Here is a 22,935-nt window from a genome sequence, read left to right as displayed (position 1 = left end):
CTTCTCCCTCGCCCCGCACGCGGGGAGAGGCGAAAAAAACATCACCCGTATCGCAGCTTCATCACCAGAATGCCGCCGGCGAGTACCATGGTGATGGCGTTGGCGGCGACCAGCGGGGCATCGCCCGAGAGCAGGCCGTAGACGAGCCAGAGCGCCAGGCCCAGCACCATGACCAGGAACATGCCGAGCGAGATGTCGCCGGTGGAGCGGGTCTTCCATACCTTGATGGCTTGCGGCGCGTAGGCGACGGTGGTGCAGGTGGCGGCGGCAAAGCCGATCAGCTTGATCGCGAAGGGGTCCATGCCCGGCTCTATAGCATGGATTCGGCCATGCCTCACGCGCGGGCCGCCAGAAGGCGGCGATAGAGCGCGGCATAGTCGCCGGCGCGATTGCGCCAGGAGACGTCGGTCGCAAGCCCGCTTCGCTGCAGCCGGCGCCAGGTCAGCTTGTCGTGGAAGACGGTGTTGGCCTTGCGCAACGTGCCGGCGAGGGCATCCGCCGTCACGGGGCCGAACTTGAACCCCGTGGCATCGTGGCCGGACGCATCGGCCTCGCCGATATCGACGATGGTGTCTTCGAGGCCGCCGACGCGGGAGACGATCGGCACGGCGCCATAGCGCAGCGCGCAGAGCTGGGTCAGGCCGCACGGCTCGAACCGCGAAGGAACGACGAGGGCGTCCGAACCGGCCTGGATCAGATGCGCCAGAATCTCGTCGTAACCGATCACGACGCCGATCCGGCCGGGATTGGCGCGGGCCGCAGCCTGATAGCGATCCTGCAGATCGCGGTCGCCGCTGCCGAGCAGTGCGAGCTGCATGCCCTCGCGCAAGATGGTCGGAATGGCCTCGAGCAGGAGATCGAGCCCCTTCTGCCACGACAGCCGGCTGATGACCCCGAGCAGCGGCGCTTCGTCGGAGGAATCGAGGTTGAATTGCTGCTGCAGCACCGCCTTGTTCGCGGCCCGGAACGTCAGGTCCTGCGCGCCGAAGCGGTAGGCGATGTGCGGATCTTCCTGCGGATTCCACACCGATATGTCGATGCCATTGAGAATGCCGCTCAGCACGCTGGATCGTTCACGAAGCAGACCGCCGAGCCCCATGCCGCCTTCGTCGCTCTGGATTTCCTTCGCATAGGTCGGCGATACCGTGGTGATGCGATCGGCGAAGCGCAGGCCCGCCTTCAAGAAGCTGATGCCGCCGAAATATTCCACTTCGTCGGCGTTGAAGGCGCGCCAGGGCAGGCCGATTGATCCGATCAGCTCGGGAGCGAACTTGCCCTGATAGGCCATGTTGTGGATGGTCATCACGGTGCCGGGCCGCGGACGATCGTCGTAGTGCAGATAGGCCGGCGCCAGCCCGGCCTGCCAGTCATGGGCGTGCACGATATCGGGCACGAATGCCGGAACGAGACCGTGGCCGATATCGGCGGCGACGCGCGACAGCGCCGCGAAGCGCACACCGTTGTCGGGCCAGTCGATGCCCTCAGTGGTGACATAGGGGTTGCCGGGCCGGGCATAGAGGTGCGGCACGTCGAGCACGAACAGGTCGAGCCCGTCATACGAGCCCGCCAGCAGCCGGCCGGGGCCGCCGAAATAATCCGGCCAGCTCCGGAGTTCCTCCGCGCCCGAGACCAGGCGCATCACGTCGGGATAGCCGGGCATCAAGGTGCGCATCTCGACGCCATGCGCCTTGAGCGCAACCGGCAGCGCGCCCGCGACGTCCGCAAGGCCACCGGTCTTGACGAGAGGATAGACTTCAGAGGCGACCGCGAGGACGCGAACAGGCGTCATGTATTGAGCCTGTCGATCATCGGCTGGGTGATCAGCGAGATGCCCTGCTCGGTGGTGCGGAAGCGCTTGCCGTCGAACTCGGGATCCTCGCCGACGACGAGGCCTTCCGGAATCTCCACGCCGCGGTCGATCACGACGTTCCTCAAGTGGGCACCGCGGCCGACATTCACATAGGGCATGATCACGGCGTTCTCGACATTGGCATAGGAGTTGATGCGCACGCCGGTGAACAGCAGCGAGCGCCGCAACGAGGCGCCGGAGATGATGCAGCCGCCGGAGACCAGCGAGCTCACCGCCTGGCCGCGCCGGCTCTCCTCGTCATGGACGAATTTCGCCGGCGGGGTGATCTCGGCATAGGACCAGATCGGCCAGGCTTGGTCGAACAGGTCGAGCTCGGGCACCACGTCGGTGAGGTCGATATTGGCGGCCCAATAGGCGTCGACCGTGCCGACGTCGCGCCAATAGGCGCGGGTGTCGCTGCCGGAGCGGACGCAGGAGGTCGAGTATTGGTGCGCCATCGCGCGGCCGTTCTTGACGAGGTAGGGAATGATGTCCTTGCCGAAATCGTGGTTCGAGTTCGGGTCCTCGGCATCGCGCTTGAGCTGATCGAACAGGAATTTCGCGTCGAACACGTAGATGCCCATGCTGGCGAGCGAGACGTCCGGCTTGCCCGGCATCGGCGGCGGATCCTTCGGCTTCTCCAGGAACTCCTGAATCCAGCCGTTCTCGTCGACATGCATGATGCCGAAACCGGAGGATTCGGTCCGCGGCATTTCGAGGCAGCCGACGGTGACGTCGGCGCCGCTCTCGACGTGCTGGCGCAGCATCACCTCGTAGTCCATTTTGTAGATGTGGTCTCCGGCCAGCACCACGATGAAGCGGCAGGCGTGGGATTCGATGATGTCGATGTTCTGGTACACCGCGTCCGCCGTGCCGACATACCACATGGTCTCGGAGACGCGCTGGCTGGCGGGAAGGATATCAAAGCTCTCGTTGCGTTCGGGGCGGAAGAAGTTCCAGCCCATCTGGAGATGCCGGATCAGGCTGTGAGCCTTGTATTGGGTCGCGACCGCGATGCGGCGGATGCCCGAGTTCACCGCGTTCGACAGCGCGAAATCGATGATGCGGGACTTGCCGCCGAAATAAACCGCGGGCTTGGCACGCCGGTCGGTCAGCTCCAGGAGCCGGCTGCCGCGCCCGCCAGCCAGGACGAACGCCAGCGCCTGACGGGCAAGCGGCTCGGGTCTCGCGGCACTCATGTGATCCTCCCACAACTCTGGCGCTCGCGAGAAGCCTCCCGGCTGCGCACATTGGAACCGATAGTAATGGCACGAATAGTAAATCGGGAAGGTGGTTGTTGGTTGCGAATGCGCGGGAAGCTTAATGCTTTGCGGGTGTTCGGACATCAGGCACCGTCGCGCCGGTGTCACACGAGGCGAGGTCGCCGAGCTTCGCCGGGCACAGGTTGATCAGAACGGAGGCATGCGTCTTGTGCGGTGCACGCAAATTCGAGGCTTTGACATTCCAGGCTTTGACTTGGCGCAAGGATGCCCGATCATGACGCTGCGATCCTTCTCCAAGCGAAAGGTCAGACAGGGAGTAAGACGATGAGGATCTGGAAGACGGCAATTGCCTGCTCGTTGGCCGGCGTGGTCATGGCAGGCCAAATCGGGCAGGCCACGGCGGGTCCGATGCCGACCAACGTTGCGACGATGAAGGCTGCGGCCGGCGACGATGTCACGCAGGTGCATTGGCGCGGCGGCGGATGGGGATTTGCCCTTGGTGGTCTCGCCGCCGGCGCGATCATCGGCGGCGCCATCGCCAGCGGCGCGCCTTATGGCTACGGCTACGGCTATTATGGTCGCCCGTACTATGGCGGCTACGGATATCCGGGCTACGGCTATGGCTACGCTCCGGCATATTACGGCGGTTATGGCTACGCGCCCGCCTATGCCTATCCGCGATACTATGCCTATCCGCGATACTATCGTCCCTATCGTCCGTACTACAGCTATGGCTATTACCGGCCGTACCGTGCCTATCACCGACACTATTACCGCAGATGGTGAGCACCGCGGCTAGAACGAGAGCCACACGATCAAGCTCATGCATGCCAGGTGCATGAGCACGATCGCGGCGAGATGCAATGGGCCGGGCTTGAGGCGAAGCCCACGCGCGTCGTTGCTTTTCGTCGCGCTCGTTCTAATCCTGCGCTGGTCAGCGCGGCACGTTTTGTTCGGAGAGAATAGAATCCGAGCCATCATTGGTCGATTTGACCGAGGCCTGTTCGGCAGACGCAGATCGTCGAAGCACGCAGGCTGGTCCTTCGCAAACGGAAACAATGTGTGATGGCCTGCCGCCAAGCGGACGGCAGTTTTCCAGGAACTTCAGGGAACAAAGCGACGTTTGCAGCTCCGGGCAGTGGGCAACCGGGAGCGGTGCCGTGCGCGCGCAGCCGACTTTATTGCTTGGTCTCGTGACTTCATCCCTTGCCTTCATGTCCGTTGCAAAGGCCGAAAGCGGGCTCGCCTCCTATTACGGATACGGGAAGGCCGGCAGAGGCGGCGAGTTGACCTGCGCCCATCGCACGCGCCCGTTCGGCAGCGTGCTCAAGGTGTCCTATAGCGGGCGCACGATCCAATGCCGCGTCAACGATCGCGGTCCCTTCATCCGCGGGCGGATCGTCGATCTCTCGGTGCCGGCCGCCCGCGCGCTCGGCATGATGAGCGCGGGCGTGGTGAGGGTCTCGGTGGAATAGTCGTCTGCGCGCGCTATAGTGCCGCCCCAAAGCAAGGGGGCGCCATGGCCAGGATCAGGGTAGGGCTCGTCGGCTGCGGCTTCGTATCGGAGCTGCACATGTATGCGTTCCGGCGCGTTTATGGAGTCGACGTCGAGGTCGCAGCGGTTGCGGCGCGTGGCGACCACGTCGTTGAATTCGCCGTTCGACACAACATCCCGCGCGTCTATCGCAGCTTCGCCGATCTGATCGCGGACGCCGATCTCGACGTCATCGACATCTGCACGCCGCCCAATCTCCATGCCGGGATGATCGTCGGCGCCATGCAGGCCGGCAAGCATGTGATCTGCGAAAAGCCGTTCGCCGGCTATTTCGGCCGCGAGGGCGACGAGCAGCCCATCGGCAAGCGCGTGCCGAAGGCGCTGATGTATGAGCGCGTGCTGGAAGAGATGGACGCGACACGCGCCGCGATCGAGCGGACCGGAAAGCTCTTCATGTACGCCGAGGACTGGATCTACGCGCCGGCGGTGACCAAGACCGCGGAGATCATCAGGGCGACGAAAGACAAGATCCTGTTCATGAAGGGCGAGGAGAGCCATTCCGGCTCGCACGCCGCCCATGCCGCGCAATGGGCGATGACCGGTGGCGGCTCGCTGATCCGCATGGGCTGCCATCCGCTCTCGGCCGTGCTCTATCTCAAGCAGGTCGAAGCGAAGGCGCGCGGCGAGCGCATCCGCGTCGCCAGCGTCACCGGCGACGTCGGCAACGTCACCGCCGGCCTCAAACCCGAAGAGCGCGTCTACATCAAGGCCAATCCCGTCGACGTCGAGGACTGGGGCACTCTCACCGCGACCTTCTCCGACGGCACCAAGGCCACCGTGTTCTCCGGCGACATGATCATGGGCGGCGTGCGCAATCTGATCGAGACCTATACGAGCGGCGGCTCGCTGTTCGCCAACATCACCCCGAACACCCATCTGATGAGCTACCAGACCAGCGAGGACAAGCTCGCCGGCGTCTACATCACCGAGAAGGTCGACCGCAAGACCGGCTGGCAATATGTCTGCCTCGAGGAGGAATGGACGCGCGGCTACTTGCAGGAGATCCAGGACTTCATGGAATGCGTTGCGACCGGACGGCAGCCGCTGTCGGACCTCGCGCTCGCGTACGAGACGATCAAGGTGAACTACGCCGGCTATTGGGCGGCGGAGGAGGGGCGGCGGGTGGTGCTGTAAACACCGGCGGAGCGGCAATGTCACCTCGCCCCGCTTGCGGGGAGAGGTCGGAATTCAAGCGAAGCTTGGATTCCGGGTGAGGGGGACTGTCCGCGAGTCCGACTGTCACCGCCCTGCGGAGACTCCCCCTCACCCCAACCCTCTCCCCGCAAGCGGGGCGAGGGAGCGGAGCCGTCGCTTCCCCTCACGTCCCGTAGGTCGAGCCCTTCGGCAGCGGGAACACCGGGTCCTGTGTTCTGATATTGGTCGGCCACACCACGGAGATGTGCTCGCCGGCATTCTGCATCACCACCGGCGTCGAGCGTTCGTTCTGGCCGGAGAGCGGGGTGCCCGGCGGGAAGAATTTCACACCGTAGCCCTGGATGGTGCCGCCGGCGGGGATGTCGACGTCGAGCGCGGCCTTGCGGATGGCCTCGGGCTCGAAGCTGCCGTACTTCTCCTTGGCGACCGGCAGCACGTTGTTGAGCAGCACCCAGGTCTGGTTGAAGCCCATCGAGCAGTGTGGCGGCACGTCGGTCGCACCGGTCTTGGCCTTGTAGCGCGTGACCATGGCGTTGATCAGATCGCCAATGCCCGGCGCGAGCTTGGCGGAGTCGAGCAGTTGCGCCGGCACCGGGTCGATGTTGCAGAAATTGTCGATGTCGGCCCCGAAGGTGGCGCGCAGCTTGTCGAGCTGGCTGTAGCCGGCGCCGGCCCCGAACAGCATCTTGAAGCGCAGGCCGCTCTCGCGCGCCTGGCGCAGGAACAGGGTGATGTCAGGGTTGTAGCCGGCATGCGAGATCACGTCGGCCTTGGCGCGCTTGATCTTCGTGACCAGCACCGACAGGTCCGGCGCCGATGCCGAATAGCCCTCGCGCAGCACCACCGGGATGCCGGCCTGCTTGGCATAGGCTTCGTCGGCCGTGGCGACGCCGACGCCGTAGGGCCCATCCTCGTGGATCAACGCGACCTTGACCTCCTTCGGGTCCATGCCGAGCTTGGCTTTCGCATGCTCGTTGATGAAGCTTGCAAAGGCCTGCCCGTACTGATCCGAATGGATCTGCGCGCGAAACACGTATTGCAGGTTCTTGTCCTTGAACACGGCGGTCGAAACCGCGGTCGTGATCCAGAGGATCTTCTTCTGCTGCTCGACCTTGGCCGCGAGCGGCACCGCATGCGAGCTCGCATAGACGCCGTTGAGGATGTCGATCTTCTCCTGGCTGATCAGCCGTTCGGCCTCGTTGATCGCAACGTCGGGCTTGCTCTGGGAATCCGCGGCGACCGGAGCAATCTTGGTCTTGCCGCCGATACCGCCTTTCTCGTTGACGAGATCGATCGCGATCTGCGCGCCGATCGACGAGGCGACCGAGCCGCCCGCGGCGAAGGGGCCGGTGAGGTCGTAGATCAGGCCGATGCGTAGCGTCTCGGCTTGCGCCTGGGCCCGTGTCCAATCGAGGCTGAGTGCGGCGGCGGCAGCCGCCGAGCTCTTCAGCAGCTGCCTGCGTGAAGTCGGCATCCTATCCTCCCTCAAAACCGTCTTATGATTGGTTGTTATTTTTTTTGCGAAGTATGGGGAGCGGCGCGGCGGAAAGTCAACATGGCCCAAGGTCGATGGGCACCGCCACAACGCAGCTGCGAAAGACAACTAAACGGCCCACCGCTCCCCGGGAAGCGATGGGCCCGACATCGGCGAGCCGACTACTGTGACAGCTTCACGAAGTTTGGAAACTTCATCTTGCCTTCGGCGATCCTCTCGGGCCAGACCACGACCTGCTTGGAGTCCTGCCACTGGAACACGAGGCCGGTGACGGTGCCGGGGCCGGATTTGATGCCGTGGGTGAACTCGTCGTTCTTGCCGTAGAACTGGATCCGGCCGATCGTGCCCTCGTAGTCGGTCTTCTCCAGTTCGGCGACCATTTTGTCGGGATCGGTCGAGCCAGCGCGCTTGATCGCGTCGGTGATGATGTAGACCTCGTCGTAGGCGGTGTAGCCTGTATAGGCCGGGGGGCTACCGAACTTGGCCTTGAAAGCGGCGGCGAACGGCCTTGTCTTCGGGGTCACGGCGACATCGGGTGTCGCCACCGCGAGCGACGGGATGCCGTCGGCGGCGCCATTGGTGTCCTTCCAGAAGGTCGGGCTCAACGCCTGCGCGCTGATGCCGAACATCGGGATCGGCACCTGCTGGTTCTTCCACTGCACCGTCGGCTGCACGCCGACATGCGAGATGCCTGTTACGATCACGTCGGGCTTCTTGCTCTCGATGTTGTTGAAGATCGGCGTGAAGTCGGTGGTATCAGGCGAGAAGCGGACGTGCTCGACGACCTTGAGACCCGCCTTGGGCAGGCAGGCCTCGTAGCCGACGTCGAGCGGCTTGGTCCAGGCCGCGTCCTCGCTCATGATCGCGACGGTCTTGAACTTGAGCTTATCGACGAGCAGGTCCTTGGCCGCGTCGCAGACGAGCTGGGCCTGCGCGGCCGAGGTCAGATAGCCATGGAATGTGTACTTGTTCTTCTCGTAGTCGTTGTGGATCGCCTTGGTGATCTCGTTCGAGGCGGCGCCGGGCGTGATCAGGGGCATCTTCAGCCGCGCGGCCCACGGCTCCAGCGCCAGCACGACCTCGCTGATGTAGCTTGCGATCACCGCGGACACCTTGTCCTCGCTCACCGCGCGCTGGAAGGCGCGCACGGAGTCTGCCGACGAGCTCTTGTTGTCATAGGTGACGATCTCGACCTTGCGGCCGAGGATGCCGCCCTTGGCATTGATCTCGTCGGCCGCGATCTGCGCGCCGCCTGGCGTCGCCGCGCCGGCGATCGACTGCACCTCGGCGATGACGCCGATCTTGATCGGACCGTTCGACTGCGCGTAGGCGGGTGCGGCGAAGCACAGCACCAGCGCGGAGGCGAGCAAGCTGCTGCCGAGAATTGATGGTCGCATGGTCGTTTCCCTTTCCATGTTCTTGTTGATGTTGACGCACTCAAAGAAAATCGGCGCCGGCCTCCGCCGCGAAGCGACCGGGATCTCCCTCCCAGACGATCCTTGCATGCTCCAGCACATAGACGCGGTCGGCATGTGGCAGCGCGAAGGTCACGTTCTGCTCGCCCAGCAGCACCGTGATAGCCGTGGTCTGCCGCAGCTTCGTCAGCGCCTTGGAGAGTAACTCGAGAATGACGGGGGCAAGGCCCAGCGTCGGCTCATCCAGGATCAGGATCTGCGGCTGCATCATCAGCGCGCGGCCAATGGCGAGCATTTGCTGCTCGCCGCCGGACAGAGTTTGCGCGAGCTGGCCCTGGCGCTCCTTCAGGATCGGGAACAGCTCGAACAGCCAGGCAAGCTGTGCGGCGCGCTTCTCGTCGGAGAGATGCTGGCCGCCGAGGTCGAGGTTCTCGCGAACGCTCATCTCGCCGAACAGCTCGCGCGATTCCGGACATTGAACGAGGCCGCTGCGCGCGATCTTCGCCGGGCTGGTCCCGCGCAGCTTCTCGCCACCGCGCACGATCTCGCCGCTATAAGGCAGGAAGCCTGAGATGGTGTTGAACAGCGTCGTCTTGCCGGCGCCGTTGAGGCCGACCACGGAAACGAACTCGCCCTCGTGGACGTGGATCGAGACGTTCTCCAGCGCCTGGGCTTTGCCGTAGAACACGCTGACATTTTCGACCTCGAGCAGCGGCGCCTTGTCCTTGAAGCTGATCTCGGGCCGCGCATGGGTCTCGATGGCGCCGCCGAGATAGACCCGGCGTACGGTCTCGTTCTTCATGACCTCGTCAGCCCTGCCGGTGACGATCTCCTCGCCGAGATACATCGCGAGCACCCGATCGACGAGAGCGGCCACGCTCTTGACGTTGTGGTCGACCAGCATCACCGCGCGGCCCTCGTCGCGGAAGCTGCGGATCAGGTTGGAGAACATCTCGACCTCGGCGCGCGTCAGCCCGGCGAAGGGCTCGTCCACCAGCACGACCTTTGGATCACGCGCGATCGCCTTGGCGAGTTCGAGCCGGCGGAGGTCGGCGAAGGGCAACGTCGGCGGGCGGCGGTTCATCACATTGCCGAGCCCGACGCGCTCGGCGATCCATTCGGCGCGTTCGACCAGCGCCTTGTCCGGGAACAGCATGAACAGGCTGTCCGGCAGCAGCGCGACCAGGATGTTCTCCAGCACCGTTTGCCGGTTCAGCGGCCGCGAGTGCTGGAACACCATGCCAAAGCCCTTGCGCGCGATCTTATGCGCGGGCAGGCCGGCGACGTTCTCGCCCTCAAAGATCACCTCGCCCGATGTCGGGCGTTCGATTCCCATTACGGTCTTCATCGCCGTCGACTTGCCCGAGCCGTTCGGCCCGATCAGGCCGAAGATCTCGCCGCCATTGACCTCGAAGCCGAGGTTCTTCACCGCCGTCAGGCCACCAAATCGTTTGGTCAGGCCGCGGACTTCGAGCACGGCCCGGTTTGAAAGCCTCATATCCATCACGTGCGGGCCTCGCGCGAGAGGGCCGCTCCGAGGAAGCCGCCGGGAAAGAACAGCACGACGAGAAGCGCGACCGCCGAGACGATGAAGGTCGCGAGCTCACCGGTCGGCCTCAGGAATTCGCCGGCGACGATCAGGAAGATCGCGCCGAGTGCGGCGCCCAGCACCGTGCGGCGGCCACCGAGCACGGCGGCGACGATCACGTTCACGCCGACCGCGACGTCGACGACGGTGCCGACCGAGGCGGTGCCGAAATAGAACACCAGCAGAGCACCCGACAGGCCCGAGAAGAACGCGCTGACGACGAAGGCGGCGAGCTTGTGCTTGACGATGTTGAAGCCGAGCGCGCCGGCCTGCACCGGATCCTGGCCGCTGGCCTGCAGCACGAGGCCGATCGGCGATTGCGACAGGCCGTAGAGGATGGCCGCGGAGATCGTCATGAAGCCGAGTGCGATCCAGTAGTTGGTGCCGGCATTGATGCTGATGACGTCGGGGATGGTGAGGCCGATCTCGCCGCCGGTGAGATCGGCAAACACCACGATGAAATTCTGCAGCATCAGCACCGCGACCAGGGTGGTCAGGCCGAAATAGGGCCCGCGCACGCGCAGCGCAGGCAGCGCCAGCAGGAGACCGGCGATGACCGAGGCGAGCGCGCCGAGCACGATGCAGGCATAAACCGACCAGCCCAACTGCGCATTCAGGATTCCGGCGGTGTAGGCGCCGACGCCGATCAGGAAGGTGGGCCCAAAGTTCACTTCGCCGGCAAAACCGAACAGAAGGTCCCAGGCCATCGCGAACACGCCGAAATAGAAGGCGACGGTGAGCAGGCCGAGCACATAGCCGGAGACGTAGAGCGGCAAGGTTGCCGCGATGACGACGAGCGCGAGCGAGATGAACAACAGGCGCGAGGTGAAGAAGGTGGACATCTCAGCGTCTCCCCAGCAGGCCCTGGGGCCGGATGTACATCACGAACACGAGCAGCAGCAGTGCCGGGATGGTGCGGTAGGCGGGCGAGACCAGATAGGCCGTCAGAGTCTCGAGATAGCCAACCACGAAGGCCGCAATCAGCGAGCCGGAGACGCTCCCGAGGCCGCCGAGCACGACGATCGAGAATGCGCTCGCGGTCAGCGGTCCGACGCTGTAGGAGCTGACACCCAGGAACATTCCGAGCAGTACACCGGCGATGCCGGCCAAGATGCCGTAGATCGCCCAGACCACGATGTAGATGTTGGTGAGCTCGAGCCCGAGCAGGGTGACGCCGCGCGGGTTCATGGAAGCCGCCAGCACCGCCTTGCCGGTGCGGGTGCGGTTCACCAGAAGCCACAGCAGCGCAATCACGAGACAGCACACGATTGCCGTGAAAATCTCGTTTCGTGGCGTGCGGACGCCGAGGATCTCGACCACGCCCTCGACGATCGGCAGCACAGTCTTGGCGTTGTTGGTGAAGAAGTAGGCGATCAGCTCCTGGATCATGATGCCCCAGAGCAGCGTGCCGGTGAGGACGAAGATCTCCTTCTCCTCATTGGGGATGCGCCGCGAATCCTGGATCGGCTTCACGACCGCGAAATACGTGGCAAATGCAGTGAGAAGCGCGACAGCGACGCCGATCAGCGCGCCGGCATAGGTGCCGACACCAAGCATGCTGGCTGCAGCCCAGGCCGCGACCGCTGCTGCTACCATGATGGCACCGTGGGAGAGGTTGAGTACGCCGGAGACGCCGAAGATCAGGGTGAAACCGGTGGCGCCGAGAGCGTAGAGAGCGCTGATGGCAAAGCCATCGATCAGAATCTGGAATGCTCGCATTGCTGATTTGCCGGGCAATCTGGCTGCCGCTTGAAGGAAAGGTGCTGCGTGAACCGCATGCAGAAAGCCGTCCGTGCAAGGCCCGGATGCGGTCCGATCAGTTCGCGGGTAGGCTGGATGATGTTCGGGAGACCGACGTCAGTTCTGACGACGTCCTTCGCGCCGATCAGGGCGGTGTTGAGCGAATTCGCAACGCAACAGAGAGTCTTTTCTTCATGTTGTTTCTCTCCTTGAACAAGCTTCTCGTGAGCTATTGGAGCGCGACTATACCGGCGACCGCAGTCTCGGCAAGTGAAACTGCGTTCAGGATTGCGCGAGGCGGATTGAGTCTGGCGCGGCGCAAATAGAGAGAGCAGCGCAGTCATGCAGATTTCGGCGGCTCCCATGCATGTACGTCAGCGCGCGCAGCAGAGACGGATCGAGCGGGATCGAATGGTGAGAGGTCGTGTCGTACACGATGCTTGGGCGTTGGCCATAGACAGCGGGCAGGCTTATCCATGCGCCGCGAAGCCGCCGGCCTTGCCCGAGGCGGCCGCCGCCACCTCGGTCCGTTACACCACGATGACGTCGATGCCGCGGCGGAGAAGGAACCACGCGATACAGGCCCCGATCACGCCGGCGCAGATCACAACGGTCTCTGCCCTGACGATCCTTTTTGCATCGAAAGAACCGTCGAAGAATTCGGCGCCGGCGTGGCACGCCGGCGCCGTGTGGTCGACATTGGTCGCCTCGCTCAACCCGGGCCCGCGCCTTGCGTCGCCGTGTACACTGCATAGAGTGATTGGCTGGCGGCCATGAAAAGACGATTGCGTTTCGGACCGCCGAAGCAGACGTTGCCGCAGACTTCCGGCAGGCGGATGCGGCCGAGCAGCTTGCCTTCGGGCGACCACACGGTCACGCCGCTGTAGCCGACGGAGCGGCCGGCATTGCTGGAGGCCCAGAGGTTGCCGTTGACGTCGCAGCGCAGGCCATCCGGTCCGCACTTCACACCGTCGATCACGCAATCGCTGAACTTCTTCAGGTTCGACAGCTTGTTGTCGCTGCCGACGTCGAACACGAAGATCTCGCCCTTGCCGCCGGGCCCGGTGTCGCCCGGTCCCTTGCCGGTCGAGGCGATGTAGAGCTTCTTGTAGTCGGGCGAGAAGCAGAGCCCGTTCGGGTCGGGCACCTGGTCCTCGGTGACGACGAGGTCGATGCGGCCGGAGGGATCGATGCGATAGCAATTGGTCGGCAGCTCGCGCTTGCCCGGCACGAAGCCGGCCGGCTGACCGATCCGCGGATTGAGCTTGCCGCCCGCATTGCTCGGGCCGCCCGCGACGTCGGGCTCGCCCTCGTAGAGCTGGCCGCCATAGGGCGGATCGGTGAACCAGTAGCTGCCATCGGGATGCGCCGCGATGTCGTTCGGCGAGTTCAGCTTCTTGCCCTGATAGGAGTCGGCCAGCACCGTGGCGGTGCCGTCATGCTCGTAGCGCGTGACCCGGCGCGTCAGGTGCTCGCAGGAGAGCTGGCGGCCCTGGAAGTCGAACGAGTTGCCGTTGGAATTGTTGGAGGGCGAGCGGAATACGCTGACGCGGCCGTCGTCCTCGCTCCAGCGCATCTGCCGGTTGTTGGGAATGTCGCTCCACAAGAGATAGCGGCCCTGCGCGCTCCACGCCGGGCCTTCGGCCCAGAGCAGTCCGGTGTACAGACGCTTGATCGCGGTGTTGGGCTGCGCGAGATCGTTGAAGGACGGATCGACCGCGATGATGTCGGGGTCCCAGAAATAAGTCGTCGGCGCGCCGCCCGGGCCGAAATCGCGCGGCGGGCTTGTGATGGTGGTCGGCGGTGCGGCGGGCCCGGTCTGGGCCAGCGCGGGGCCGGCTCCGATCGCGGTCGCAGCGGCGCCCAGCGTAAGTCCCCGGACAAGCGTTCGTCGTGAAAGCGCAGCGTGCTGGTCACGCTGCTCGTGGTCACGAGCCTCCTGGCGTGTCATCGCGTTCTCCCGATCATGTTCACTGGCCGGTTGATCCGGCCGAGCGGTCGAAGGTTAGTCCGGTCCGGTGTCGGTTGCGAGAGGTGGAATCGAAACCACGACGCGATGGCGGGTCGCAATTTCGTCACCTTCGAGTGCGTTTTGGATGAGAGGCTGACGGGATAAAACCGGAGCTCATTGTGCAGATTGTCGTCCTGGTCTTCATCCTCGCGATCGCATTTGCGGCCGGCTATTTCGCGCGCGACTACGTCTCCCGCAAAAGGCATGCGGAGGCACGCCGCTGGCGCGAATACGCCGCCGAACCAGATTGGCTCCATGCGAACGCGCCGGCCAATACCAACGAGCTTGCGAAAGCCGGCACCGCTGCACCCGTGCCGACCGGCGAGCTCGGCCAGATGCTGGACCGCTGGGAGAGCAGGGCCCGTGCCCGCCGCACCGGCGCGGGATAGCCGCCTCAGGCCATGTGGGCCTGCTAGGTCAAACATGCTGACCATCTTTTGGCGTTGCAGTTACAGCCGTTTTTCGTCTAGAAACGGGCCGTACTGAGCCTTCCGGCAACGAACCTTCAACGGTTTTGGCCGAGGATTTGTGGCTCAAAAGGGTCCGGCAATGCTGATTCGCGGCCAAATCGAGGGGATTTCGGGGGAGACGGCTCGAGCCGCCGCCACGATCCCGGCCGCGTTGCTGCCCACCCTCCTTATTGGCGGCCTCCTTCTTACTTGCCCCTGAGGGCCGGCTGGGCGCCACGCGCCTGGGCGCTCAGGGGTTGGTCGAGATCACCGGACACCTCAAGCGCCAAGGGACAAATCGGTCTGAACGGCGCAAACGCTCAAAAGGAAATTTCGTAATGGCCACCCAGAACAAGTCCGACAAGGACCGCGTCATCATTTTCGACACCACGCTGCGCGACGGCGAGCAGTGCCCCGGTGCCACCATGACCTTCGAGGAGAAGCTCGAGGTTGCGGAGCTGCTGGACGATATGGGCGTCGACGTCATCGAGGCCGGCTTCCCGATCACCTCCGAAGGCGACTTCCAGGCCGTCAGCGAGATCGCCCGCCGCTCCAAGAACGCGGTCATCGCCGGCCTCTCGCGTGCGCATCCGGCCGACATCGACCGCTGCGCCGAGGCGGTGAAATTCGCCAAGCGCGGCCGCGTCCACACCGTGATCGCGACCTCGCCGCTGCATATGCGGGTGAAGCTGAACAAGACCCCGGAGCAGGTGATCGAGACCTCGGTCGCCATGGTCGCGCGCGCCCGCAACCAGATCGACGACGTCGAATGGTCGGCGGAAGACGGCACCCGCAGCGAGATGGACTTCCTGTGCCGCATCGTCGAGGCCGTCATCAAGGCCGGCGCCACCACGGTGAACATTCCCGACACCGTCGGCTACACGGTGCCGGAGGAATACACCCACTTCATGAAGACGCTGATCGAGCGCGTACCGAACTCGGACAAGGCGGTGTTCTCCGTGCACTGCCACAACGATCTCGGCATGGCGGTCGCGAACTCGCTGGCCGGCATCGTCGGCGGCGCGCGCCAGGTCGAGTGCACCATCAACGGCATCGGCGAGCGCGCCGGCAACGCCGCGCTCGAAGAGATCGTGATGGCGATCAACGTGCGCAACGACAAATTCCCCTACTGGAACAAGATCGACACCACGCAGCTGACTCGCGCCTCGAAGCTGGTATCGGCGGCGACCTCGTTTCCCGTCCAGTACAACAAGGCCATCGTCGGCCGGAATGCCTTCGCGCATGAGAGCGGCATCCACCAGGACGGCGTGCTGAAGGACGCCTCCACCTACGAGATCATGCGGCCGGAGATGGTCGGCCTGAAGCAGTCCTCGCTGGTGCTCGGCAAGCACTCCGGCCGTCATGCCTTCGTGCACAAGCTGGAGGAGATGGGCTACAAGCTCGGCCCCAACCAGCTGGAAGATGCGTTCACGCGGATGAAGGCGCTGGCCGACCGCAAGAAGGACATCTACGACGAGGATATCGAGGCGCTGGTCGACGAGGAGATGGCGGCCTCGCACGACCGCATCAAGCTGACCTCGCTGACGGTGATCGCCGGCACCCATGGTCCGCAGCGCGCGACCATGAAGCTCGACGTCGACGGCCAGATCAGGATCGAGGAGGCCGAGGGCAACGGTCCCGTCGACGCGGTGTTCAACTGCATCAAGCGCCTGGTGCCGCACGAGGCGAAGCTGGAGCTGTATCAGGTGCATGCGGTGACCGAAGGCACCGACGCGCAGGCCGAGGTGTCGGTGCGGCTGTCGCAGGAGGGACGTTCGATGACCGCGCGCGCTGCGGATCCGGATACGCTGGTGGCTTCGGCCAAGGCCTATCTCGGCGCGCTTAACAAGATCGTCATGAAGCGTCAGCGCGACACGGTGACGACGGCGGCGGCGAGCTGACGCCGTTGGCTTCGCCTCTCCCGCTTGCGGGAGAGGCCGACGCGCGAAGCGTGGTGGGTGAGGGTTCTTTCCCCACGGGGAATGTCCCGTTGCCGAAACACCCTCTCCCCAACCTCTCCCGCAAGCGGAAGAGGGAGTGTGGGCGTGCGTGCGGTATTCACCATGAATGCCTGCCCTGCTAAGGGCCAATAGCGGCGTAAGCCGGCGGCCTGTATTGATACAGCCGGCATGAAGAAAGGCCGCTCGGCATGCCGGGCGGCCCAAATAACACCAGGGAGAGATTATGCGCACCTTCGCGATCGCCGCGTCCATCGCGGCATTGGCACTTGGCCTGACCGGGCCGGCACTGGCCCAATCACCCATCGTCATCAAGTTCAGCCACGTCGTCGCCACCGACACGCCGAAGGGCAAGGGGGCTGAGAAGTTCAAGGAGCTCGCCGAGAAATACACCGGCGGCAAGGTCAAGGTCGAGGTCTACCCGAATTCGACGCTGTACAAGGACAAGGAAGAGCTCGAGGCGCTCCAGCTCGGCAGCGTGCAGATGCTGGCTCCGTCCAACTCCAAGTTCGGGCCGCTCGGCATTCGCGAGTTCGAGGTGTTCGATCTGCCCTACATCCTGCCTGACCTGAAGACGCTGCGGAAGGTGACGGAAGGCCCGCTCGGCACGAAGCTGCTCAAGCTGCTGGATGCCAAGGGCATCACCGGCCTTGCCTATTGGGACAACGGCTTCAAGCAGATGAGCGCCAACAAGAAGCTGATCACGCCCGCCGACTATCAGGGCGTCAAATTCCGCATCCAGTCCTCGCGCGTGATCCAGGCCCAGTTCAAGGCGCTCGGCTCGTTGCCGCAGGTGATGGCGTTCTCGGAAGTCTACCAGGCGCTCCAGACCGGCGTCGTCGACGGCCAGGAGAACACCTGGTCGAACATCTATACCCAGAAGATGCACGAGGTGCAGAAGTACATCACCGAGACCAACCACGGCTACATCGGCTACGTCGTGATCGTGAACAAGAAGTTCTGGGACGATCTGCCGGCCGACATCCGCGACCAGCTTTCCAAGGCGATGAAGGAGGCGACCGCCTTCAGCAACACGCAGTCGCAGAAGGAGAACGACGACGCGCTCGCCGAGATCAAGAAGAGCGGCAAGAGCGAGATCATCAAGCTCACGCCGGAGCAGGACGAGGCGATGCGCAAGGCGATGGAGCCGGTCTACAAGGACGCCGCGACCCGCGTCGGCCAGTCGCTGATCGACGAGTTCCAGAAGGAAGCGAAGAGCACGACGAACTGATCCTGACGGACGATGAATGATGAAAAGGCTTCCGTGCGGTCCGCACGGAAGCCTTTTTGTTGCGAATGATTTCCGATCGCGGCTGGAGGTAAAATCGGCCGTTACATCTTCGTAACAACGCGCTCCCTGTCCAAGTTGTAAGTTGCGCGTCAGCCGCGCCGCGCTCATCCTCGGGCATCCTTCCAGAGGAGGTTCGTATGAGGAAATTCACCATCGCAGCCATCGCCGTGCTCAGCATCGCCGGCTCGGGCGCGGTCTATGCCCAATATCATCGCCCGTGGATGGAGCACGTCCGCCACATGCGCATGAACCCCGAGGACCGCGCCGCCTTCGTCGACGCGCGGATCGCTGCCGTCCATGCCGGGCTGAAGCTCAACGCCGATCAGGAGAAGCTGTGGCCGCCGGTCGAGACCGCCGTGCGGGAGTTCGCCAAGCTGCGCATCGATCGCGCCAACGCGCGGATGAATGCCGGGCCGGGCGATGCCGACAGGCCCGAGGATCCGATCGCCCGCCTGCGCCAGCGCGCCGAGGACATGGGCGCCAGCTCCGCCGCCCTGAAGAAGATCGCCGATGCCGCCGATCCGCTCTACAAGACCCTGGACGAGGGCCAGAAGCGGCGCCTCGCGGTGCTGACCCGCCACCGCGGCCCGTTCGGCGGCGGCGAGGATGGGCCGCGGCACCGCCATTTCATGGAGCGCATGGAGCGGGGCATGGACCGCATGATGGAACGCGGCATGGACCACTTCCACCATGACCGTTTCGACCGCGACGGCGGTCCGGACCGGGACCGCGAGGGCCGGCTCTGAGCGGATCGGGTTTCCGGCCGTTAACCCTGGTGAAGCCGCTGGAATCCAGCGGCTTTTCGCTTTTTACGTCCCGCGGAAGAGGCTTCGGCAAACCCTTGGAAAACCTTCACCGGATCGCTTGCCAGACCCGGATCGCTTTGCTAAACGACCGGCCTCGCAAGGCTTTAGCCGCCTTTCGGGCGCATAGCTCAGTTGGTAGAGCAGCTGACTCTTAATCAGCGGGTCCCAGGTTCGAGCCCTGGTGCGCCCACCAAGCAAATCAAGCACTTACAGCAGTGCGCACCAGAACGGACCAGTCGGTTTGACGTCCGGTTTGAGAAATTTGTTCGTCATCCGTACGCCAATTTGAAGGATGGCGTGATTGCTGCGCGTTACCACAGCGGCTAACTCGTTCCCCGGCGGCGTCGAGCGCTCTCTCACGCAAAAACGTTGGCGACCGAGGACGCCTTCACGTGGGGTCGTTCCACATCCCAAGCTCATGTTCCTACCCGTATACTTCACTCAATTTCTTGATCGCTGACTCGGCGAGTTCGAGCCGGCCGCCCAGGTAGTGCGCATCGAGAATCTCCTGCACCGTCTTCATCGAATGGCCAGTTATCGAGGCGATCTCCGGAACCGAGCAATTCGATAGCGCGAGGCGCGTAACAGCAGTGCCGCGCAAATCATGGAAGTGCAGATCCTTCAACGACGTTTTCTTGAAAGCCTTGTCCCAGCTCGTCCGGAAACCGTCCTCCGTCCATGGCCGGCCGAACGAGTTGACCAATATAGTCACGGCCGAGCGCTCTTCCTTCAACGCAGCGTCAAGCGCCGCCTTCAGCGGCGGTCCCACCGGTATAGTTACACGGCGCCGGCCCTTGTTGCCGCGTCCCTTCGATTGGCGCATCCGGATATAAGTGCCATCGTAATCTTTCCAGGTCAGGCGCAGCAGGTCTCCCTGGCGCTGACCCGTCCATAATGCGAGTAGGAGAGCGGCTTGCAGCTCAACCGACGCCACGCCACAAAAGGCCCGGATGTCCTCGGCCGACCAAACGATCTCAGACCGGTCAGATTCATAAAGCCGACCGCCACGCTCGCACACGTTCACTGAGATCTTGCCACGATCCTTTGCAACGGACAGAACACGCGCAATCGTCGTCCAGATATAATCCGCCTTGCGTGGCGTGTCGGAAAATGAATCCCGAAACTCCTTGAAGTCGCCCCGTGCGCGCTTGTCCTCGAGGGCGCCAATCGGCATCGAACCGAACCTAGTTTCGATAAGCTTGAGGTATCCGTCGTAAGCGCGCTTACTCTTGTCACCAAGATCTTTGTACTCACTGCAGTCCTTGAAGTAGTCGATTAGCGAGCTAAACGTCTCGGAGTTCTTCTTCGTGTAAGACGCCACTGCTTCGTTGTACAGGCGCATAAATTCCGGTGTGCCGGGTGTCGCGTCAATGCGCGGGCCTCCCTTCCACGCATACCAGTAGGTCTTCGACGTACCGTCACCGAGCTTTTTTATGGACCAGTTGATCCCCTTCAGCCGCACTCGCATTCTGGGATGCCTTCCACGCGTCGTATGGTGCCAGTTGAGCTTCAATTTTAGGCTGCAAACCAGATAACCGGTCAAGCGCTACGTCAATCGCTTTTTTATCCCATTTGCGTGTTCCAGGTATTGCCCTCGGCATGATTCCGCGTCGAACCCACTCGTTGAACGCTGAAAGCGACTCGCAACCTGCGTAAGCCGCAGCTTGTTCCTTGGACATGCCACGGGGCTCGATCATTCGGTGCTCCCACTGCCGGCGATCTAAGTAGCGGTGCTGAACTCGGCAGGACCGTAGTTGATCAAGGCCGAGAACCTTGGCGACGAAAGAGTGAGAAACTAGACCTCGCAGATTCGGCTAGCGTGGAGTGGAAATCGGACAGGCCTACGTGGCCCAAAGGCTCTGGAATCTATTTGCGGGATTTTGAAATCCAGCTCTCTCTGGTGCGGTAATCTTGCCTCGCGAAGGAACAGGACGTTGCAGGCCTTGGAAGCCTGGATAGTCGTGTGGTTGTGCATTGCGGGATGCGACATTAGCCAGCACATGATAAATCGTGCGCTCGGCGAGTAGTTGGGCACGAAGAAAGAGGCCGCCCCGAAGGGCCTCCTCAGGACTCCTGGCTGCGGCACTCAGCTCTTCCTGTCGCGTTCGTGAACGTAGGATTGATCTCTCCCCCTAGTTGCGCTTGGATGGTAGCTAAGGGGGAGGCGATGCGTCGGACTGCGATTTCTGTTTCGCTTTTCATAGTCGTGCAGGTTTGGCCGGCTTCATCGGCGTTCGCGGCCTGCGGGGACAATGGAGGTCCCGGATACCGAAACCGATCGGGCAAGTGTGTCGGCTGGGAAGCGCTTGCGCGTCAGTGTGGAAATCCGCCCTCAAGCAAATGCAGCCCTGAGCGCGTCGCTGAAGGTTCGCAAGAAGCGGCAGCGAAAGGAGCGGCTGTCCGATCGCTGATGGATCGTTCGCATGAAGCGAAAAAGGTGCCGGCCAATCCCTAAGGCATGAGGTCCCATTTCTTTTGGAGCATGGTCAGGTTCTAGGCTGGCTGCGTGTCCTGCCCGTAACCCATACCCGGTTAACCCTCCACGGCACTCTGATCCTCGAAAACCCGCACCAGCCCTTGATCTCGCGCGGTAGTTGCGTTTGGACGTGCCGCCTTGGGGGAGAGGAAATGCGTCGGCTGGGGATTGCAGTGCTCTGTATGGCGCTCGGGGGATGTTACGCAACGGGTGCGGATGTTCGCGCCAAGCTAGGCCAGGATTACATCGGGAAAAATGTTGATGCCCTTGTCGTTCGGTGGGGGCCGCCCACAAGTAGCTTCAAAATGAACAGCGGTGAAACCGCTTATAGCTGGCAGCTGGCGGCCGGGAGTTATTTTCGGTCTCGCGTGATAGCCAGACCAGCGCATCGGGAAGTTCGCGGGAGTACGCTTGCAAGGTCAACGTCGTTGCATTGCCGAACGGAATGATAAAAAGTCTCGATACCGAAGATAAAGACAGTAGCCGACCAAATGGCTCTTGAATATTCCAGGCGCGGGAGTTCTATTTCATCTCGGCAGGGGCCGTTCGAACTAGAGGTGGCGAATGAGCAATGCGCTCGTCGTTCACAAGGCCCACCTGCCGAAAGCTCTTCTCGGCGTTCGTGCTGCTCAGTACGTCCGAATGTCTACCGAGATGCAGCACTATTCAATTCAAAATCAGGCCGCAGTAATAGCTGCCTATGCGCACGCTCACAATCTAACTCTTGTCCGTACCTACCGAGACGAGGGCGAAAGCGGGTTGCTCATCAAGAACAGGCTGGGCCTCCTCCAGCTATTGGAGGATGTCGAGAGTGGGCAAGCCGACTTCGGGCACATCCTTGTCTACGATGTAAGCAGATGGGGACGCTTCCAGGATGCAGACGAAAGTGCGCACTACGAATTCGTGTGCAAGCGCGCGGGCATCAAGGTCGCATATTGCGCCGAACAGTTCGACAACGACGGGACTATGCTGACGAGCATCGTCAAGAACATCAAACGAGTGATGGCGGCCGAGTACAGCCGAGAGCTCTCAGCGAAGGTCTACGCCGGTCAATGCCGCTTTGCTCGGTTAGGCTACAAGCTCGGCGGTTATGCGGGCTATGGTTTGGTGCGGGAGCTTGTTGATGAGAAGGAGCAATCGAAGGGTGTTCTAAAGAAGGGACAGCGGAAGTATCTCTTGACTGATCACATCAGAATTAGTCCCGGGACTCCCCAGGAAGTTGTTACAGTCAGGTGGATATTTAGTCGTTTCCTCGAAGTGAAATGTGAAACGGTAGTGGCTTGGGAATTGAATAAGAAGAGGGTGCCGACGCGCTCCGGGGATCCTTGGACGCGCGTGATGGTCGGAGCCATACTCCGAAACGAAAGCTACATCGGAAATCTCATTTTCAATCGAAGGTCATTCAAGCTACGCCAGACCTACACGTACAATCCTCCAGACCAGTGGATCAGAGCTGAAGGCTGCATTCAGCCCATCGTTGATCGTGACGTTTTCGCAAAGGTCAACAAATTTATCGAAGAACGGCGCGTCGATCTAACCGAAGAAGAGATGCTCGTCCGCTTGCGAAGAGCTTTGCTCAAGGAGGGGAAGTTGAGCAAGGGCATTATAGACCGCACGCCGGGTCTACCCCATAGGCGTTAAGTTTATTCTTGAGTGTTGGAATCACACGTGATTCCAAAGCGGGATGGCAGACGAATCGCTTCTGAACGAGGACTGGACGAGAGTGGTTACGCAGCTCGGCGGGGCTGCGCAGCTTGAGATAAGCGCGCGCCAGACGAAGGCTTTCGTGCGGCGGCGCCAAATTCCAGATGCGGTGTCGTTACTTCGGCTGATGCTGGCCTATTGTCTGGGTGAACGAGGGTTGAGATCGACAGCCGCGTGGGCCGCTTCTGTTGGCCTTGCCGACCTCAGCAGCGTGGCGTTG

At 62.8% G+C, this 22,935-nt stretch carries 21 protein-coding genes, 1 tRNA gene and 1 pseudogene; 11 read left to right on the top strand and 12 right to left on the bottom strand.

All coding sequences use genetic code 11. From position 1 onward, the window contains the following. Nucleotides 1-41 precede the first annotated feature (41 nt). Genes H1B27_RS24640 through glgC form a run of 3 tightly spaced genes read right to left on the bottom strand, consistent with a single transcriptional unit; the run spans nucleotide 42 to nucleotide 3,048 of the window. Nucleotides 42-302 (bottom strand): SWEET family sugar transporter, encoded by a 261-nt coding sequence (locus H1B27_RS24640; protein WP_061879279.1) that lies wholly within the window; start codon nucleotides 300-302, stop codon nucleotides 42-44. A 32-nt stretch (nucleotides 303-334) separates the two neighbouring features. Continuing rightward, complete coding sequence (gene glgA / locus H1B27_RS24635) at nucleotides 335-1,789, bottom strand: glycogen synthase GlgA (RefSeq protein WP_061879278.1); 1,455 nt, start codon at nucleotides 1,787-1,789, stop codon at nucleotides 335-337. After that, nucleotides 1,786-3,048, bottom strand: coding sequence for a glucose-1-phosphate adenylyltransferase (gene glgC / locus H1B27_RS24630; protein ID WP_197967838.1), 1,263 nt, complete (start codon nucleotides 3,046-3,048; stop codon nucleotides 1,786-1,788). Before glgC ends, glgA begins: the two co-directional genes overlap by 4 nt. 348 nt (nucleotides 3,049-3,396) lie before the next feature. Here glgC and H1B27_RS24625 point away from each other — a divergent pair, with 348 nt between their 5' ends. The 3 genes from H1B27_RS24625 to H1B27_RS24615 all read left to right on the top strand — a co-directional run bounded on the left by H1B27_RS24625 (nucleotide 3,397) and on the right by H1B27_RS24615 (nucleotide 5,761). Then, a complete protein-coding gene (locus H1B27_RS24625; RefSeq protein WP_197967837.1) occupies nucleotides 3,397-3,858 on the top strand; it encodes a hypothetical protein in 462 nt (153 codons plus the stop codon). Between the two features lie 374 nt (nucleotides 3,859-4,232). After that, on the top strand, nucleotides 4,233-4,547 hold the full coding sequence (locus tag H1B27_RS24620) for a septal ring lytic transglycosylase RlpA family protein (RefSeq protein WP_061879275.1): 315 nt from the start codon (nucleotides 4,233-4,235) through the stop codon (nucleotides 4,545-4,547). 44 nt (nucleotides 4,548-4,591) lie between these two features. Continuing rightward, entirely contained in the window at nucleotides 4,592-5,761 is a 1,170-nt protein-coding gene (locus tag H1B27_RS24615; RefSeq protein WP_197967836.1) for a Gfo/Idh/MocA family protein, read from the top strand. A gap of 184 nt (nucleotides 5,762-5,945) precedes the next feature. On the opposite strand, the gene H1B27_RS24610 is transcribed toward H1B27_RS24615, so the two are convergent. The 5 genes from H1B27_RS24610 to H1B27_RS24590 form a co-directional block, all read right to left on the bottom strand. Continuing rightward, nucleotides 5,946-7,256 (bottom strand): ABC transporter substrate-binding protein, encoded by a 1,311-nt coding sequence (locus tag H1B27_RS24610; RefSeq protein ID WP_197967835.1) that lies wholly within the window; start codon nucleotides 7,254-7,256, stop codon nucleotides 5,946-5,948. Between the two features lie 182 nt (nucleotides 7,257-7,438). After that, complete coding sequence (locus tag H1B27_RS24605) at nucleotides 7,439-8,674, bottom strand: ABC transporter substrate-binding protein (protein WP_197967834.1); 1,236 nt, start codon at nucleotides 8,672-8,674, stop codon at nucleotides 7,439-7,441. A gap of 40 nt (nucleotides 8,675-8,714) precedes the next feature. Next, a complete protein-coding gene (locus H1B27_RS24600; RefSeq protein WP_197967833.1) occupies nucleotides 8,715-10,196 on the bottom strand; it encodes an ATP-binding cassette domain-containing protein in 1,482 nt (493 codons plus the stop codon). Beyond that, nucleotides 10,196-11,122 (bottom strand): branched-chain amino acid ABC transporter permease, encoded by a 927-nt coding sequence (locus tag H1B27_RS24595; protein WP_197967832.1) that lies wholly within the window; start codon nucleotides 11,120-11,122, stop codon nucleotides 10,196-10,198. Before H1B27_RS24595 ends, H1B27_RS24600 begins: the two co-directional genes overlap by 1 nt. 1 nt (nucleotide 11,123) lies before the next feature. After that, entirely contained in the window at nucleotides 11,124-11,999 is an 876-nt protein-coding gene (locus H1B27_RS24590) for a branched-chain amino acid ABC transporter permease (RefSeq protein ID WP_061879272.1), read from the bottom strand. Here H1B27_RS24590 and H1B27_RS24585 point away from each other — a divergent pair. After that, complete coding sequence (locus H1B27_RS24585) at nucleotides 11,990-12,346, top strand: hypothetical protein (RefSeq protein ID WP_197967831.1); 357 nt, start codon at nucleotides 11,990-11,992, stop codon at nucleotides 12,344-12,346. The two genes, H1B27_RS24590 and H1B27_RS24585, sit on opposite strands and share 10 nt — an antisense overlap. Before the next feature lie 204 nt (nucleotides 12,347-12,550). Here the strand turns inward: H1B27_RS24585 and H1B27_RS40325 are convergent, their stop codons facing one another. After that, the gene (locus H1B27_RS40325; RefSeq protein ID WP_246515685.1) at nucleotides 12,551-12,736 is read right to left on the bottom strand and encodes a hypothetical protein; all 186 of its coding nucleotides are present in this window, start codon (nucleotides 12,734-12,736) and stop codon (nucleotides 12,551-12,553) included. After that, entirely contained in the window at nucleotides 12,733-13,971 is a 1,239-nt protein-coding gene (locus H1B27_RS24575) for an SMP-30/gluconolactonase/LRE family protein (protein ID WP_061879270.1), read from the bottom strand. Before H1B27_RS24575 ends, H1B27_RS40325 begins: the two co-directional genes overlap by 4 nt. 176 nt (nucleotides 13,972-14,147) lie before the next feature. Here H1B27_RS24575 and H1B27_RS24570 point away from each other — a divergent pair, with 176 nt between their 5' ends. The 5 genes from H1B27_RS24570 (at nucleotide 14,148) to H1B27_RS24550 (ending at nucleotide 18,728) form a co-directional block, all read left to right on the top strand. After that, the gene (locus tag H1B27_RS24570) at nucleotides 14,148-14,420 is read left to right on the top strand and encodes a hypothetical protein (RefSeq protein ID WP_197967877.1); all 273 of its coding nucleotides are present in this window, start codon (nucleotides 14,148-14,150) and stop codon (nucleotides 14,418-14,420) included. Nucleotides 14,421-14,818: 398 nt separating this feature from the next. Then, on the top strand, nucleotides 14,819-16,381 hold the full coding sequence (locus tag H1B27_RS24565) for a 2-isopropylmalate synthase (protein WP_061879268.1): 1,563 nt from the start codon (nucleotides 14,819-14,821) through the stop codon (nucleotides 16,379-16,381). 283 nt (nucleotides 16,382-16,664) lie between these two features. Continuing rightward, the gene (locus tag H1B27_RS24560) at nucleotides 16,665-17,669 is read left to right on the top strand and encodes a TRAP transporter substrate-binding protein (RefSeq protein WP_197967830.1); all 1,005 of its coding nucleotides are present in this window, start codon (nucleotides 16,665-16,667) and stop codon (nucleotides 17,667-17,669) included. A gap of 197 nt (nucleotides 17,670-17,866) precedes the next feature. Beyond that, on the top strand, nucleotides 17,867-18,475 hold the full coding sequence (locus H1B27_RS24555; RefSeq protein ID WP_061879266.1) for a Spy/CpxP family protein refolding chaperone: 609 nt from the start codon (nucleotides 17,867-17,869) through the stop codon (nucleotides 18,473-18,475). 177 nt (nucleotides 18,476-18,652) lie between these two features. Continuing rightward, a tRNA-Lys gene (locus H1B27_RS24550) sits at nucleotides 18,653-18,728 on the top strand. Nucleotides 18,729-18,959: 231 nt separating this feature from the next. Here the strand turns inward: H1B27_RS24550 and H1B27_RS24545 are convergent. Then, a complete protein-coding gene (locus tag H1B27_RS24545; protein ID WP_197967829.1) occupies nucleotides 18,960-20,003 on the bottom strand; it encodes a tyrosine-type recombinase/integrase in 1,044 nt (347 codons plus the stop codon). Beyond that, nucleotides 19,954-20,232, bottom strand: a complete 279-nt coding sequence (locus H1B27_RS24540) for a hypothetical protein (protein ID WP_197967828.1) — start codon at nucleotides 20,230-20,232, stop codon at nucleotides 19,954-19,956. Before H1B27_RS24540 ends, H1B27_RS24545 begins: the two co-directional genes overlap by 50 nt. 1,343 nt (nucleotides 20,233-21,575) lie before the next feature. Here H1B27_RS24540 and H1B27_RS24535 point away from each other — a divergent pair. Together H1B27_RS24535 and H1B27_RS39825 are read left to right on the top strand one after the other, a co-directional pair. Next, the gene (locus H1B27_RS24535) at nucleotides 21,576-22,652 is read left to right on the top strand and encodes a recombinase family protein (RefSeq protein WP_197967827.1); all 1,077 of its coding nucleotides are present in this window, start codon (nucleotides 21,576-21,578) and stop codon (nucleotides 22,650-22,652) included. A gap of 43 nt (nucleotides 22,653-22,695) precedes the next feature. Then, nucleotides 22,696-22,935, top strand: a pseudogene (locus H1B27_RS39825) (IS4 family transposase); the annotation flags it as partial.

Origin of the sequence: Bradyrhizobium diversitatis, from assembly GCF_016031635.1 — a bacterium.
Lineage (GTDB): Bacteria > Pseudomonadota > Alphaproteobacteria > Rhizobiales > Xanthobacteraceae > Bradyrhizobium > Bradyrhizobium diversitatis.
Note: the sequence above shows the minus strand (reverse complement) of the source record. Positions and strands in the feature narration are given on the sequence as shown.